4 protein-coding genes are annotated in these 17,406 nt (G+C 72.2%); 2 read left to right on the top strand and 2 right to left on the bottom strand.

From position 1 onward, the window contains the following. Positions 1-31: 31 nt before the first annotated feature. Together AB0D59_RS12600 and AB0D59_RS12595 are read right to left on the bottom strand one after the other, a co-directional pair. Positions 32-343: a hypothetical protein gene (locus tag AB0D59_RS12600; RefSeq protein WP_046730425.1), complete on the bottom strand. Its 312-nt coding sequence runs from the start codon at positions 341-343 to the stop codon at positions 32-34. Between the two features lie 51 nt (positions 344-394). After that, positions 395-1,243: a hypothetical protein gene (locus AB0D59_RS12595; RefSeq protein ID WP_362564145.1), complete on the bottom strand. Its 849-nt coding sequence runs from the start codon at positions 1,241-1,243 to the stop codon at positions 395-397. A gap of 171 nt (positions 1,244-1,414) precedes the next feature. On the opposite strand from AB0D59_RS12595, the gene AB0D59_RS12590 reads away from it, so the two are divergent. Beyond that, positions 1,415-14,845, top strand: coding sequence for a hypothetical protein (locus AB0D59_RS12590; protein ID WP_362564143.1), 13,431 nt, complete (start codon positions 1,415-1,417; stop codon positions 14,843-14,845). A 37-nt stretch (positions 14,846-14,882) separates the two neighbouring features. After that, the gene (locus tag AB0D59_RS12585; protein ID WP_362564141.1) at positions 14,883-17,405 is read left to right on the top strand and encodes a right-handed parallel beta-helix repeat-containing protein; all 2,523 of its coding nucleotides are present in this window, start codon (positions 14,883-14,885) and stop codon (positions 17,403-17,405) included. Position 17,406 lies beyond the last annotated feature (1 nt).

Here is a 17,406-nt window from a genome sequence, read left to right as displayed (position 1 = left end):
CTCCGGGGAGGCCCTCGTCGTACTGCGGGAGTTACGAGTTGTTCTGCAGGCTGCTGCTGATGCCCTGGTCGAACTGGATCGCGTTCTCCTTGATGCCGTTGAACATCTCCGAGAAGTCGTTGATGCCCTTCACGGCGGCGAGCAGGCTGGTGTCGAAGTTGTTGTAGGTGGTGCGGATGACCTCACTGGACTGCTGGAAGACCATGCCGTCGTCGACGAGGGTGTTGACCCGGTTGCGCAGGTTGCTGAGCACCGGCAGCAGGTTCTCGTGGGCGTCGTGCAGCAGGCTCACGACCTCCTCGATCTTGTGGTAGTCGAGGTTGATGCCGTTGTAGCTGGCCATGGGGTTCCTGTCCGTTCCTGTCGGTCTCGATGGGGAAGAGGTTGCCGGTCGCTATTCGACGACCGGCGGGTTGTCGGACGGGTCGCCGTCCCCGCTGCCGTCGTCGCCGCCCACCTGCTGCCAGTCCGGCTGGTTGCCGCCTGCGTCCTTGGGGCCACGGGTGTACTCGGTACGGTCACCGTCGCTGCCGGTGGTGACCATCGAACCGCTGCCGTCGGAGTTGAGGTTGGTCTCCGAGTGGACGGTGCTGCCGTCCGGGTACGAGGTGTCCGTGGTGTAGTGATTGCCGTCGCTGGAGTAGTTGGTGACCGAGGTGTACGTCTTGCCGTCGTAGGTGACGGTGGACTCCTCCTTGATCACGTGACGCTGGTCGTCGAGCGTGAGGTGGGTGTGGACACTGCCCCGCTCGGTGTTGATCGTCTGGTCCAGCGGCGGGTTGCCCGGGTCGGTGGCCGAGCAGAAGTCCGGCATGGTGCCGTCCGGGCCGGGCACGCACTGGTCGAGGTGGGACTGTTTGTAGTCCCACAGGTCCTTGTCCCGGAAGTAGTTCTGCAGGCCCAGGTTGCTGCCCGTGATGCCCATGCCCTGGGCCAGTTCCGAGTCGAAGGACAGGAACGCCTCGCCCACCGAGCCGAAGGCGCCCGCCAGTTCCTTGAGGCCCTTGTCCGCGTGGGACATGGTGCTGCTCGCGTTGGAGTAGAAACCCGAGAGCGCGTCGGCCAGGGTCTGGTCACCGAGGACCGTCAGGGCCTCGCTGGAGGTGTATCCGTCGTAGTCCGTCTGGCCCAGCCGGGAGAACGTGCTGTTGTCGAGGAGCGGACCGATGTCGCCCGCCAGGTTCTCCAGGTCCCGTTTGGCGTCGTTGAGGACGTTGTATTCGATTTTCAGGCTGTCGGCCATGAGTGGGCCTCCCAGTCGAGACTCCGGTCAGTTGGACCACGCCACAGGCGTCCCGCCGGTTCACCGGGAACGGCGGGTGTAACTCAGATCACGTGAACCGCGGCGGGCGCTGTGGCGTGGTCAGTTGGGGCGTGACCGCCCCGAGCCCCGCAGCTTCCGGGAGGAACCCGTATGCCACGCCCGACCGACTGGAACGCGATCGGGCTCGACAGCGATCCCACGCCGGGCGACCCGGACCAGATCCGGACCCTGTCCACCGAGTTGAATCACCTGGGCTCCGAGGCCCGGCGCATCAGCACGGCCATCGACGCGGTCATGAACACCGCCGGGGACAGTGTCTTCGTCGGCGAGGCGGCCAACGCCCTGCGCGACAAGGTCAACGGCCGCCTGCGCGGGCACGTCGAGGACGTGGCGCAGTCCTTCGAGACCGCGGCGACCGCGCTGAACACCTGGGCGGACAAGCTCGTCGACCTCCAGTCGCGGGCCGACGGCGCGCTCAACTCGGGGCGCGGCCTGTCCGAGGACTCCCCGGACCGGGAGACCTACGCCTCGACGGCCCGGCAGGCCGGCACCGAGCACGGCGAGGGCGCCGCCACGGCGGCGGGCAGCATCTCGGGCGTCTCCAACATCCAGCTGCCGATCTCCAAGTGCCAGCTCTTCTGGGAGGCGTTCCAGTGGCTGGCGATCATCCTGATCGTGCCCGCGCTGATCTTCGGCGGGCCGATCGCGCTGCTCGCCCTCGGCGTCAACCTGACCCTCTTCATCAAGACGATCGTCGACTTCGCCAACGGTGACGCCAGCTTCCTGGACCTCTTCCTCGCCGGGCTCGGCATCCTGGCGCCCACCACCAAGGCGCTGCCGATCTTCCAGATCATCAAGGGCGTCACCACGACGGCCTTCGCCAAGGGGTTCGCCAACATCGCCCGGGGCACCTTCCAGGCCCTGCGCAACCTGTTCACCAACGGCTTCCGACCCACCACCCTGCTGCTCGGCCTGAAGGACCTGGTCAAGCTGGGCAGCACCTGGGTCTACAAGGGCGGCCTGTGGGTGCTGGACGGCATCCACAACCTGCCCGGCATCATCGGGCGCGGGGTCAACTCGGCCGGCCTGACGATCGTGCAGGGCATCAAGGGGATCCCGGGGTTCGTGCGCGGGTTGCCCGAGACGTTCTCCAGGGGCTGGCAGGCGACCAAGACCTGGGTGGGCCAGGAGTTCGGCGGCACCAAGTGGCTGCGGATCTTCCTGCCGGTGGACGCCGCGGAGATCGGCGAGTACGGCTTCGCGCGCGCCCTGCGGATCAGCCTCTTCGACCGCGGTGTGCTCGGGCAGCACGTCTTCGGCGCCCCGATCACGGGCGCCGTCGGGCGGACGATCAGCTCGGTCCCGGTCGATCCGCGTACCGTCGACGCGCTGGTCGACATGCCGCGCATCCAGCTGAACGAGGTGCGGTTCGGGGCGGGTTCGGGTCAGAGCAGTATCCGCAACCTCGACCTGAACCTGCCCAGCACGCATCTGGACGTCACCTCGACCCTGCGTCCGCCGTCCCTGAACCTGGGCGACGTGGGGGCCATCGCCCACCGCGGCAACTTCGGCGTGCACGCGGCGCGCACCGTGGACGCGCTGGTCGACATGCCCCATGTGCAGCTCGGCAACGTCCACGTGGAGAACTTCGGCGCGCTGGGCGGGCGTTCGGACGTCGGGGTGAGCGTGGGCGCCACGCCGACCGTCACCACCGCCTCCGGGCTCCACCTGCCCGCGTCGGCCGGAGTCCCGGGCGCCACGCACGGCCTCACCAACACGCCGGTCAGCGGCGTCTCCGGCGGTGCCCACACCACGCTCACCGGGCTGCACCCGACGCCGACGAACCTGACGTCCACCGCCGACATGCTGCTGCCGGGCGGGGCGCACAACGGTACGCATGTGCCGGGTACGACCGTCCTCACCGGCACCCACGCCACCCCGCCGCCGGTCGCCGGCACGCTCGGCGACCTCTCCACCGGCAACCCGGCCGCGGTCACGCTGCACTCCGCGTTCACCGGCAACCCGGGCGTCGGCGCCGTGCACGCGCCCGGCACGCCCGGCCTCGGCACCGTCCACACGACCCTGACCGGCACCCCCGGTACGAACGTGGCGCACACCGCGCTCGACTCGACCCCGACGCCCGGGGTCGCGCACGACGTGACGGCGCCGAACAACCTGCTCACCGGCCCCACCACGGTCGCCCACCCGTCCCCGACCGGCATCGGGCACGGCGGCCCGGGCAGCGTCGACGCCGGGACCTCGGCCTTCGACCTGCTGGCAGGCACCCGCCACGGCACGCCCAACACTGCTCTGGCCCCCGGCACCGGCAACGCCCTGGCCGACCGCACCACCAGCGCCCTGACGGCCAACCAGACGCGGCTGCACCTCGACGAGCTGGTCCAGAGCCCCGGCACCCCGCACCCCGGCACCTCGCCGCAGCAACTGCTGCACAACACGCCCACGACGCCCCCGGTCGGCCCGGAACGGCTCACCACGAACCCGGCGTCCGTCACGACCCCGGACCGGCTCACGGCGAACCCCGGGAGGGCCGGCACCCCCGACCGGTTCACCGGCAACGGCGCCCCGCACGACCCGGCGCCCGTCTCCCCCGGGGGCTCCGGACACCCGGGCGGGCACACCAACAGCGCCGCCCTCGACCTCGTCGACACCGGCCGCAGCGCCCGCACCACCGACAGCCCCGCCTTCGCCGGCGCGCCCACGCACACGGACGCCGACAAGGGCCTGGCCGGCTCGGCCAACGGCACCTCCGCGCCCGTCCCCGAGAACCTTCCGACCCACGCCACCCACACCCCGCTGCCGGGTCACTCCTCCCCCGCGCCGGCCGCCCACACCGCCGACACCACCGGCGCCTTCGACGCACTCCTGAAGGACCCCAACGTCGTCAAGGTCCCGGGCAACCACGAGCTCGCGGTCAAGGCACCGCGCGGCGGCACGCCCGAACTCCACGGCGGCGCCGTCGAGTCGGGCCTGTACACCGTGGAGAAGCAGGGCACGGGCTTCGTCGTACGGCAGCTGGACTCCGTCGGCGGCACCGTGGTGCACGGCTGGACGTTCAAGCGGCTGGGCGGCATCCGTCTCGCCGAGGAGACCGTGCGGTTCGGCGACGGCCCGTTCAGCGGGGTGAGCGTGAAGGTCGCGGGCAAGTCCGTGGACGCCGTGAGCGACGGCGCCGGCACCTGGCCGGCGAAGCTGAGCGGCGAGGACCAGATCGTCGTCGCCTCGGCCTCCGGGAGCCATGTCTACAGCCGGTCCACCGGCGAGCTGCTCCGCTCGTCCGCCCCGGACGTCACCCTGCCCCCGCGCCCGACCGGGCTCACCGGCACGTCCGCGGACAGCTGGGACGCCGCCGCCCACGCGGCCCGCGGCCACATGGGCAAGGCCGCCACCGACAACGAGGTCAAGCTGTTCATGCAAGGCGTCATCGGCGGCGCATTCACCTCGAAGAAGGGGTACGGCGGCTTCGTCAACCCGAGTGCCCTGGAGGCCGGCCCAGGCCTGGTCGGCAAGGTCAAGCAGTTCAACAAGGTCGCCGGTGACCTGATGTTCGAGGGCCCCAACCAGCGCATGACCGTGTGGCGGGGCGTGTCCATGGACCCGCGGGCCGCCCAGGCCGACGTGTTCGTGGAACGGCTGCCCGCCTCGACCTCCAACAACCGCGCCTTCCAGGCGGAGTGGGCGAAGAACGGCGTCAACAGCAACCGCGTCGTCTTCGAGATCGACGTACCGGCCGACCACGGCAAGCTCGCCATGGCCTACCCGCCCGGCTACCACAAGGCCGCTGACGACGCCCTCGCGCTCAACCAGGACCAGTGGGAGGTCACCCTCTCGCCGACCCGGCTGGTGCGGACCGGGCCGGCCCGGGTCGAGGACGGCATCACGGTCGTCCCGGTGCGCGCCGAGCAGATCCCGGAGGGCCAGCTCGACCGCCTCATCAACGAGAAGTGGTCCGGGCTGCCCTCGGGCGAGGCGTTCGAGGACTTCGGCCGCGCCTTCGGGCAGGACGCGATGCGCCGCTGGGAGGGCCTCGGCGACGCGATCGTACGGGAGGGCGGTGACGGCCCGAACGTGAAGACGTTCACCGTCGGCCGGCCCGGCTACGCGGACGAGATGACCATCACGGTCACCCACAAGGTGGACGACAACGCGGTCTCCGTCACGATCACGGGCGGCGACCGCACCTTCACCAAGGAGTGGAGCGGCACCGGCTTCAACGACCTCGCCGCGGACCTGCGCGGCCACGTCCTCCACAACAACGAGCTGCTCAGCTCCCTGCCGGCCCCCACGTCATGGGGCAGGGAACTGCCGAGCCCGGTCCACACCGGCTCCCCCACGGACACGACGATTCCGAGCCCCACCCGGACCACGCCGGACACCGGCACGAGCGTCCCGGCCACCACCCACACCACGCACGACACGGAAACGGCCGTACCGGGGACCGCCCATTCCCCCCTGCGCACCGACACGACCGTCCCGAGCCCGACCCGGGTCACCCCGGACACCGAGACCGCCGTACCCGGCACCGTGCACGCGACCCCCGACACGACGCCCGCACCGCGCCCGGACACCCCGCACCCCGGTGGTCAGGAGCTGCCCGGGCGCGGGCCCCGGCTCACCCCGGCCGAGATCGAGCAGGCGTGGTTCCGGGACGGCGAGCGGGTCGACGCGCTCTTCGGCCACCTCGACGACCCGCTGCGGGGGGCGCGCCGCGAGGCCTGGCGGAACCATGTGCAGGCACGGTACGACCTGGGCCGGGCCGAGGATCTGCTGCCGGACAACGGGCACGCGGGCAGCTCCCGTGGCCCCACGCCCGACGAGATCCGCGCCCGCGAGAACGTCGACATCGCCCAGCAGCGGTACGACGCCACCCACCACCGCCTGACCGAACTCGGCGTCGACCCGGTGCGGATGGAGGCCGACCTCGGCGCCCTGCGTCAGCTCAGCCTGAAGGAACGGCCCCGGCTGCTCGGCGGCACGGTCACCACGGCGAACGACGCGACTCCCCCGCCCGCGGTCGCCGACCCTGCCGCCCACGGCGAGACCGGCGCGGCCTCCGTGACACCGCCCAGGCGCCTGAACGAGATCCTGGCCGACCAGACCAAGGCGCACAAGGACCTGCAGCAGGCGGAGATCGCGCAGACGCAGCCTGGCAAGGACGCCGACAAGATCGCGAAAGCCAACGCCGACCTGACCGAGGCGGACACGAAGTTCAAGGACGCCACCCGCGAACTCGACGAGGCGCTCCAGCACGAACTCGACAACCACCTGCTCTCGCAGCGTGAACTGAACCAGCTCGTCGACCAGTTCGCGGGCGCCGGCGACATCGACCGGGCCCGGGCGCTGCAGACCCACGCACGGGATCTGGACGCCGGCTCCCGCGGCGCGGGAGCCGGCCCCGTCCGCTCGGACCAGTTCATCCGGACCGGCGAGGAGATCCACTCCCAGTCGATCACCGTCCAGCGGCTTGCCAACGAACTCGAGACCCTGGTGAAGGCGGGCACGACTCCCCACAGTGAGCTGAAGGGCCTGGCCGCGGGGCTCGAGAACGCCGCCAAGGACCTGGACGCGGCCCTCCAGGGCCATGTCACGGACGCCGCCCGCTTCGGGGGCACTTACACGCTGCGCAACCAGCACACGCCCGTCGCCGCCGTGGCCCACCATCTCGCCGAGCTGGTCGACGACGCCGTCAAGGCAGCGAAGCCGGGCGACAACCTCGTGCTCAAGGGCTTCCTCGGCACCGACGCCTCCGTGGAACGGATTCAGCGCGGCATCCCGGACCTCCTGCGGCGCTACCGCGAGAACCAGGCGTTCGGCGAGGTGCACAGCGGAGAGCAGTGGAAGGCGGTACTGCCCGGGACCGAGGCCCAGTGGCAGAAGGTGTTCGAGGACTTCGACGGCTTCGACAAGCTGTCCAGGTCCCAGCAGCACGACTTCGTGCGCAAGCTGTCCGAGAAGAACATCGCGGACCTGCGTGCCGACGTCGACAGCCTGCTGAAGGACCTGCCGGAGGCGGACCGCCTGAAGTTCCAGCAGCTGCGGGACGAGCTCGAGAACCTGCCCTACCGGATCAAGCACGCCACTCCGGCCTACCACGCCATCGCCAACAGCGGTGTGATGTCCTCCCAGGGCGACCTGACCCGCCGGGGCGTCAAGTTCCTCGCGTCCGGCAAGAGTTCGGCGAAGAACACCTCCAACCTGGGCAACGACGACTTCGTGTTCTTCCGTATGGAGGTCGGCGACAAGCCGATGGCGACCCGGTACGGTCCGACCACGCTCGTCTTCGACGCCAAGGTCCTGGAGGAGAAGGGCGGCTGGGTCTCGCTCCATGACCAGCTGCATCCGCTCGACCGCGACACCATGAACCAGCTGAAGGTCGGCGACGACGTCGTGCGCAGCGCGAAGTACGACGACGGCTTCGACGAGGTGGGCAAACGGGGCCGCTGGACGTACGAGTACCCCGACCACAGCACTCGGCAGGTCTCCTTCGAACAGGAGGTCTTCCACGGCGCGCATGTGCGGGAGGCGCTCGCCCTGTCGGTGGTGCGCGAGGTCCATCTCATCGGCGGCGCCTTCAAGGACGACGTCTTCAAGCTGCTCGCCGACACCGCAAGTCCGGAGGAACTGGGCTCGGTCATCTCCAAGCTGTACCGGCCCGAGGCGAAGTTCGGCTCGGGGCTGCCGATCAACCCGTTCGGAAGCCATGCCACGAGCGAGTGGCCGTCGCCGCTCGCGGTCCATGACGCGGACGGCGACGGTCGCTATCTCGCCGACGGCACGGTCGACCCGGCCGCACGGGCCGCCGGCAAGGCCTTCGACGACGCGTCCGACCGGGTACGGCAGGGGGACAACGCCGTCAAGAGCGGCAACAACAAGGCACTGCGCTACAACCTCAACAAGGCGCAGCCGCACGCCGAACAGTCGGTCAAGCTGACCCAGGAGTTCCACGCGGCCGCCGTCGGCGAACGCAAGGACATGGCGAAGACCCTGCTCGACCAGCGCGAGCAGCTCCTCAAGGACATCAACACCCGCCTCGACGCCCTGAAGCCACAGACCAAGCCCGAGGGCGCGAAGACGCAGCCGAGGCCGGGCAAGAACCAGGGCGCCGGGACCTCCTCGTCGGCCGCCGGGGCGAACGGCCCCAACCTGAGCGAACTTCCGCGACCGGCCGAGGACGCGCTCAAGGGTGTAGCCGGCATCACCGACCAGATGAAGAAGATGGTCCGGGCACTCGCCAACTCGGACGGTTTCCGGTCCCTGCCGGACTCCAAGGTCGGCACGCAGACCACGGCCGCCGTCGACCTGGGCAGGAACGCCTTCGACAAGGCGTTCAAGCACCTGTCCAGGGCGGGACTGGTCCACGGTGACTCGGCCGGCCTCCACTTCACGGACGAGGGCCGCAGGCTGTTCCTGCCGACGGGCGCCGACACCAGGACAGCGGCGCCGCCCCTGTCCGGCGCGCCCGACGTCCACACGGCACCGGCCCACGCCCAACCTCAGCTCTCCCAACCCCAGTTGGGCCCCGACACCAAGGCCCCCGCGCTCACCGGCGACGGCATCCCGTCCCACAGCCCGGACACCACCTCACCGGCGCCGCACCACGCCGACACGGACACCATGTCCCCGGCGCCGCACGACCTCGACACCAAGTCCCCCGCGCCGCACGGCACCGACACGCAGTCGCCGGCGCCGCTCCGTATCGACTCCGAGACGGCTGCAACGCACCTCGACGACATCCACTCGGCCGCTCCCCACCGTGGCGACAACGGCGACTTCGCCTCGATGCCCCCGAGGGACGACACCCGGATCGGGGGCGACCGGTCCGCGCGGCCGCTCGGTGACGCCGTCCTGGACGACATGCTCAGGCCGCCCCGGCGGACCGGCGACAGCACCGGAACTACGGCGCCCGGTACCGCTCACCCGGCCGCGCCCGACCTCCTCGACCGGGCCGCCTTCCGCCGTAACACGTACCGGGAGAACGGCATCCGCACCCGCTCACAGATCCGTTACGTCGACCGTGCCCTGGACGCCTTCCACCACGCCCCCACCGACCAGTTGGCGCGACGGGCCCAGGCCCTCGACGACCTGGCCGACGCCGCCGGGCGCTTCCTGCGGGACCGCCCGGACTCGGTCCGCCGGGCCGGAGTGGAACAGCTGTTGAACCAGGTGCGGGCCGAGGCGAACGCCTACCGGCTGCTCGACGACTTCCGGCGGCTCGGCGGCGGCGCGGACGGGCTGGCCGGCCGCACCCGTACCGCCCTCGCCGCCGGCGGCACGACCCCGTTCACGCAGACCAGGCTCCAGACGATGCTCGACGGCCTGGACAGGTCCGCGCAGGCCCAGCGGCAGAATGACGCCCTGAGCCTGCTGGACGGCACCCCGCCGCTGCGGAACACCGGTGACACCACGCTCACCGCACCGGCCCGGCCGGACGGCGACACGACCCCGGCGGCACCCGCCCGACTCGACAGCGGCACCACCCCCGCAACACCCGCCCGACTCGACGACGACACCACCCCCGCCACGCCCGCCCAGCCGGACCGCGGCAAGGCTCCGGCCGCGCCCTCCCGGCAGCCCGGGGAGACGCCGTGGGCGGAGGATTCGGCGCGGTTCGACGGGCTCCTGGGCGGCGACGGCCGGCCGTTCCGCGAGGCCTGGGTCGAGCTGTCGTCCGCCCGGATCGAACTGAACCGGGTGGAGGATCTGCGCGGCGGGCCGGGCGGAGCCGGCACATCACGGGGTGTCAGCGAATTCGACGTGCAGCTCAACCACGAACTGGTCGCCGCTCAGGACCGGTTCCGCACCGCATACCAGAACCTGCAGGACCTCGGTCTCCAGCCGACCGAGATCGAGGCCCGGATCCACGAGATCCAGGTGGGGGCCACCCGGCGCGGGGCGACGCTCGGCGCGGGCAAGCTCGACACGCTGCCCGACACCGCCCCGCCCGCGGTCAACCACGTCGCTCTGAACAACTCGGGCGTGAGCGGGCCGAACGGCCTGACCATCGAGCGGAGCGTGGGCCAGGACAACGCGGTGACGCTGCGGGTGGTCGACCAGCAACTGCACCCGGACCCGCTGCGCACGGTCGTCGCCCGGCCGGACGGCGGTTTCGACGTCCGGCACACTCCGTCGGACACCGTCACCACGTACACCGCGAACGGCGACCGGATCGCCGACGACATGCCGCTGTACGGAGCCGACGGCCGGCCCACGGGGCTGCGTCTGCACACGGATCTCAACGCCCACGGGCTGCGCCGGACCATGGCGGTGGGCGGCCCCGGCGCAGACCGGCTGACCGCCTTCCCGCTGCCCGGCGACGCGGCGCGGATCACCCATCTCGACACCGGCGCCACCCGGCGCGTGGACGCCCTGGGTCTCCGGCTCGACGAGGGCGTCCAGCTCACCGGCCGGGACGGCGTCCCCGCCGGGACCGACCGGGTGTGGGTCACCGACGGCGCCGACGTCCATGTCACCGATCTCGCGGGCAACCGTCTGGACCTGCGGGTGCAGGACCTGGGTGACGGGAACGGCATCAGGGTCACCGACGAGACGACCGGGGTGTCCGTACGCCACGACGGCCAGGGCCGCCTCCAGGAGACCGGTGTCGCGCTGACCGACCCGCAGGGCACCCGCGGGCAGCGGTTCCTGGCCGACGACGGCACGGGCCGCTTCACCCTGACCGACACGTCCGGTACCCGGCAGACCCAGACGGTCACCACACTTCCCGGCGGCACCGGCTTCCGGGTGACCGACGAGACGAGCGGCGCGACCAGCAGGTTCACGGCCGACGGCCGCTACCAGGACACCGGCCTGGCCCTGTTCGACCCGGCGGCGAACGCCCGCGGCGGCCGCATCGCCGTACCGGACGGCGCGGGCGGCCACCGTCTCACCGACACGGCGGGGCAGCCGCTGCCCCAGCGTGTGGTCGCGGTCGGCGGCAACCGGCCGCGCACGATCGACGACATCACCGGCGAGTCCGTGCTGTACAACGCCCAGGGCCACCCGGTGAGCACCTCGACCGCGCTGGCCGACCCGGCCGGCGGACCGCGCGGCGGCCGGTTCGCCGAGCCCGACGGGGCCGGCGGTCACCGTCTCACCGACGCCGACGGCAACCAGCTGCCCGACACCGTCACCGCGCTCGCGGACAACGGCGGTTTCCGCACCGTCCACGACACCGGGCACCGCACCTTCGGCGTCAACGGCGACTTCGCGGGCGACGGGCTGCGGCTGACCGGACGCGACGGCCTGCCGGCCGGGCGTCTGGACCGGCCGCTCGGCGCGGCCCCGCGTCGGCTGGACGACGCCTTCGCCCCGGACCCGGCGCGCGCGGTCACCCTCGATCCGGCCGGCCGGATCGAGATCACCCTTCCCGGCGGCGGCCGCCAGGTCTTCGACCAGGCCACCGGCCGATTCGTCCAGGAGACCGTCCCGCTGCCCGGCGGCGGCCACCAGACCACCCTGGCCGACACATCGTTCACCCGCTACGACGGCCAGGGCGCCGTCACGGCCACCGGCACCCCGCTGCCCGCGGGCCACGGCGGGCGTTTCCTCGTCGTGGAACCGCCGACCGCCGCCCACCCCGGGGCCTGGCTGGAGGACGGGGCGGGCGGCAGGCTCGCGCACTGGGACGCCGTCCGGCGGCCCGACGGCACCACCCGGATCGGGTTCGACGACCGGACCAGCCCGCGGCACGGCGAGTTCCTGCATCTGGCCGCCGACGGGACTCCGGTCCGGCAGGGCTTCAACGTGCTCGACAACGGACGGCGCACGGACTTCCGGTATGTCGTCGACCACACCGACCGCACCTGGGAGCGGATCACCCGGGGCGGGGCACCGACCTCCGCCGGTGCCTTCCATCACGGCACCGCCGACCTCTCCGGCGCGGCGAGCGGCCACATCCGGCTGCTCAGCTCGACCAGGACCCGGATGCCGATCTTCGAGCGGCGGGTGCTGCCCGGAGCCGCCGGCGACGTGGTGGACGCCTTCCGCCGTACCGACACGATCTCCTTCGCCCGTACCAACCCCCGTACCCACTGGGTGCGCTGGGACGAGACCGGCACCCCGGCCGGTACCGGCAGCCGGCACTACGACACGGCGGGCACCGGCTGGCGCGACACCGACGGCCGGGGCCGCACGGTGCGCGAGTACAGGGACGGGCTGCAGAAGTTCGACGGCCGGGCCGGGCACACCCTGGGTGTCGACAACGGCAACGGCGGCTGGACCTGGCACCGTTACGACGGCGCGGGCCAGGAGATCGCCTCCGGCCCGCGGACCCGCGAGCACCTCGGCGGCGGCTGGACCGACCGCACCACCGGCGGTGACATCGCGCAGCGGCAGTGGGGCACGGCCGAGTGGCCCGAGCGGGCCGGCCAGTATCAGGAGCACGCCATGAACCCGGACGGCACCCTGCGCGCCACCTGGGAGCGGCACTCCCCGCACGGCAAGGAGGTCGGCAGGCACGAGGCGTTCGGCGACGGCTTCCTGACCACCGACCGCTGGCGCGAGCAGCGCCCGCCGACCTGGGTGCGCACCCGCTGGCTCACCGGCGCCGAGCACACCCGGCCGCCGTACGCGCATGTCCGGGGCGACAACACCTACCAGTTGTTCACCTGGACCAAGGAGGCGAACGACGGCTCCGTCACCGCCTCCGGGGTGCGGTACGTCGGCATGGACGGCAGCGCTCTGGACCTGGCCGCCGACGGCGGTTTCGCCCGCTTCAGCGGCAAACTGCACGACGGCACGTCCCTGAAGGTCGGTGACCACGCCGGGCGTCCCGGCCACGCCCCGACGAACCCCACCGACCACCCCTGGCAGGCCGGCAACGTCAGGGGCTATCGCGAACCGCTCGCGAACGACCCGGCGGGCAGGCTCTGGCAGGACGTGTACCACGACGCCGGCGGCACCACCCGGATCGCCCGTGAGGGGCTGCCCGGCGGGGTGGTCCGGGAGTACACCGGCCTGCCGGAGAACCGTCTCTGGGTCGAGCGGGATCCGCACGGCAACCTCGTCGGCCAGAGTCACGCCAAGCCGAACCGCCCGGACCATGTGATCCAGGGTTCCGGCCGTGCCGACTCCGGCCGCTGGAGCTGGCGCGAGCTGGACGCGAACGGCGCCCAGGTCGCCACCGGCGAGCGGGAGTTCTTCCGCGGCTCCACCGACTCCCGGCTGCCCTGGGACGACTCCTACCGGGACTTCGACGCCCACGGGCAGCTGGTCCGCGAGCGCCGGATGCTCGACTCGGGCAACCACGTGGACGCCTGGCGCGACACCAACGGCTGGTGGACCGCGAACGTCTTCAAGCGCGACGGCACGGCCCTCGACCCGGCCCTGGCCAACCAGGTCCGCCGCTGGTGGCACGACGGCAGCTGGCAGGAGCAGTGGGCGCCCGGCGCCCGCCACTTCCGTGACTCGCTGCCCGGCACCGGCCAGGGCGCACCCACCGTCCTGCGCGAGACCCCGCGGCACAACGGCGGTCCGGTGCGGGTACGGACGTACGACACCGGTGCCGGTACACCGGGTTCGGTGTGGAAGGAGTACGACCACGGCGGCGTGGTCCGCGAACGGAAGGCGGACCGCGGCGGGTTCCTGGAGACCGACGCCTGGCGCGGCCAGTGGAACCGTTACGACCGGAACGGCGAACTGGTCGCCCAGCGCACCGGCAACGGGCTGGTGTTCGAGCGGGACAGCTTCGGCCGGATGCGGCTCACCGGCAACGAGTACGACTTCCGTGGCGCGCTCACCGAGATCCGCGGCTGGGGCCGTACGACCCGTGAGGCCCAGCGCATGCCCTGGTCCGGCACCGTCCTGCCGGACGGCGACGCGGCGCTGCGCGAGGCGCGTTACGAGCCGTACTGGCAGAGCGTGGCCAAGAAGGCGGCGCTCGAGTTCGGTCAGGAGTTCATCCTGGAGTTCGGCGCGAACCTCGCCGTCAACGGGATCGTGGCCGCCGTCCAGAACAAGCCGTTCACCGGCAAGGACGCGCTCAAGTCGTTCGCCAACGCGGCGGTCGGCGCGACCGTCAAGACCGGTCTGAGCACCGCGGTGCACGAGAACCGGGCCCTCGGGTTCGAGAATCTCGGCAAGTTCAAGGCCGGTGTCGCCAACGTCGACGGCGGCAAGCCGTGGACCCGGCGCCCGCTCAACCACGACAAGACCTGGGCCAACGAGTGGGCGGGCAACGAGACGCCGACCCGCTGGCGGGGCGGTGCCTACGACTTCTCGTTCGGCGTTCTCAGCAGCGCGCTGTCCGGCTGGGTCAACGGCAGTATGAACGCGGCCGTGTGGGGCGTGACCAACGCCGACGGCCAGACCGTGAAGCTGCACGGCGGGGACGCGGTCTGGGAGGGCGGTATCAACGCCGCCGCCTCGGTCACCACGGCAGCCACCACCGGACTGGTCAAGAACGTGTTCGTGATGAGCGCGGGCAGCCGGCTCTTCCACCGCCAGGGCTTCGCCGACTTCTGGATCCAGCTACCCTTCAAGATCTTCGAGAAGTCGATCCAGTCGCTGTACCTGACCAGCGCCTATCGTGCGAGCATCAATCCCACCTATTACCAGGCACCATGATCGGGACAGCGACGATCACCGAGGACTGAGGACGTAGATGACCACCCGTCACACCGTGGCGCCCAAGGGTCAGGGCGGCCGGGGCGCGTACCGGACCATCGGCGAGGCGATACGCGCCGCCTCGCCCGGCGATCTGGTGGTGATCGCCCCCGGCACCTGGACCGAGAACCTGGTCCTGGACCGTGCGGTCGTGCTCACGGCGGAGCACGGCCGGGGCAGCGTCGTGATCGCGGCGCCGCCCGGGGAGGCGCCCGCGGTGACCGTGGACGGCCCGGACTGCGCCCTGCACAACATCACCGTGTGGGGCTCCGACGCGGGCCGGCCCGCCGTGAGCGTGTCGCCCGGGGCCGGGCTGGTCCTGGAGGAGTGCTCGGTGGAGGGCGGCCGGGTGCAGGCGAAGGGCCCGGACGACGAGGAGGGCGGTACGACGGCGGTCGTCCTGCGCCGCTGCCGTCTGGAGGGCGCCCGGCTGGCCGGTCTGCATCTGGCGGGGGGTGTCCGGGCGCGTCTGGAGGACACGGCGGTCACCGGCGTCGACGGCACCGGCGTGGTGCTGTCCGGCGCCGCGAGCCTGGACGCCGTACGGCTGCGCCTGGAGCGCACGACCGGGTCCGGAGTACGGCTGCGGGGCCGGTCCCGGCTGCGGCTGACCGACTCGGTGCTGGCGGGCAGCGGCCGGGCGGGGCTGCTTCTCGAGGACGCCACCGAGGCCACCGCCGGCGAGTCGCGCATCGAGACGCCCGGGGCGGCGGGGGTCCATCTGACCGGGTCGGCGCGTGCCGAGCTGACCGACTGCAAGATCCGCGGGGCGGCCGCCAGCGGGCTGGTGGTGCAGGAGACCGCGCGGCTCAGCGCGTCCGGCTGCTCGGTGGCCGACGCGGGCGCCAACGGGCTGCTGGTGACGGGAGCGGGCGAGGCGGACCTGGCCGACTGCCGGATCGACCGCAGTGCCTTCAGCGCGGTCCACCTGGCCGGTACGGCCGTGGGGCGGCTCGCCGACTGCCGGGTGCGCGGCGGCTCCGAGCACGGTGTGCACGCCACCGGCGAGGCCCGGATCGAGCTGACCGACTGCGGGATCATCGACGTCGCGATGACCGGGGTGAGCGTCCTGGAGCGGGCGATGGCCACGCTCACCGGCTGCCGGGTCGCCGGATCCGCCGCCGGCATCGGCATCGGCTCGCCCACCGGCAGCACGGTCGCCGACTCGACGGTGACCGGCACCAAGGAGATCGGCGTCCAGGTCGCCAAGGGCGCCACCGCCTCGCTCGCCGGGATCCGGATCAGCGGCGCCGGGGCGGCCGGGCTGGTGGTCGACGAGGGCGCCGAGGCGACGGTCAACGGAGGCTGGGTCGAGAACTGCGCGGGCTCCGGTGCCGTCATCTGGACCGGCGCCAGGCCGGAGATGACCGGGCTGCACATCGACCGGCCGGGCAAGAACGGGGTGTTCCTGGCGGAGGGCGCGGGCGGCACGTTCACCGGGCTCGACGTCACCCGGGCCGGCTTCCCCGCGCTGCATGTCGCCGCGGGGGCCGACCCGGTGTTCCGGCACTGCCGGATCCGTGACTGCGCGGAGGCGCTGGGCACCGACGACGGCGCCAGGCCGGTCCTGGAGGACTGCACGGCCGACGGCACCCCGTTGACCTTCGGCACCCCGGCCGCGACGCCGGCGAACGGCACCCCCGGGACGGCGCCCTCCCCCAGGGCCGCGAAGTCCGCCGGCGCCGACGCCGAGGAGCCGCAGGAGGAGAATCTGGAGGACCTGCTCGGCGAACTCCACGAACTGGTCGGCCTGGACCGCGTCAAGCAGGACGTCGGCTCCCTGGTCAAGCTGATGCAGACGGTCCGCCGCCGCGAGGAGGCGGGGCTGCCGGCCCCGCCGCTCAGCCGCCACCTGGTGTTCGCCGGCAACCCCGGCACCGGCAAGACCACCGTGGCCCGCCTGTACGGCCGTCTCCTCAAAGCCCTCGGGCTGCTGCGCCGGGGCCATCTGATCGAGGTCGACCGCACGGCGCTGGTGGGCGAGTACGTGGGCCACACCGGCCCGAAGACCACCGCCGCCTTCAACCGGGCGCTCGGCGGTGTGCTCTTCATCGACGAGGCCTACTCACTGGCCCCGGCGCTGGCGGGCAACGACTTCGGCACCGAGGCCGTGGCGACCCTGGTGAAGCTGATGGAGGACCACCGCGACGACGTCGTGGTCATAGCCGCCGGCTACCCCGGTGACATGCACCGCTTCATCGGCTCCAACCCGGGCCTCGCCTCCCGTTTCGGCCGCACCCTGCTCTTCGAGGACTACGAATCGGCCGAACTGGTCTCGATCGTCGAGTTCCAGGCCGGACAGCACCGCTACGAGCTGACGCCCACGGCCCGCACCGAACTCCACGCCCTCTTCGAGGCCATGCCCCGGGGCGAGGGCTTCGGCAACGGCCGCTCGGCCCGCCAGATCTTCCAGGAGATGACCGAGCACCAGGCCCAGCGGGTGGCCGAGCTGTCCGCCCCGACCTCGGAGGAGCTGATCAGCCTGGAAGCCCACGACCTGCCCCACCCGGCCGCCCGCTGAC

The organism is Streptomyces sp. NPDC048417, assembly GCF_040651615.1.
Classification (GTDB): domain Bacteria; phylum Actinomycetota; class Actinomycetes; order Streptomycetales; family Streptomycetaceae; genus Streptomyces.
This window is presented reverse-complemented; position numbering and strand designations above follow the sequence as displayed.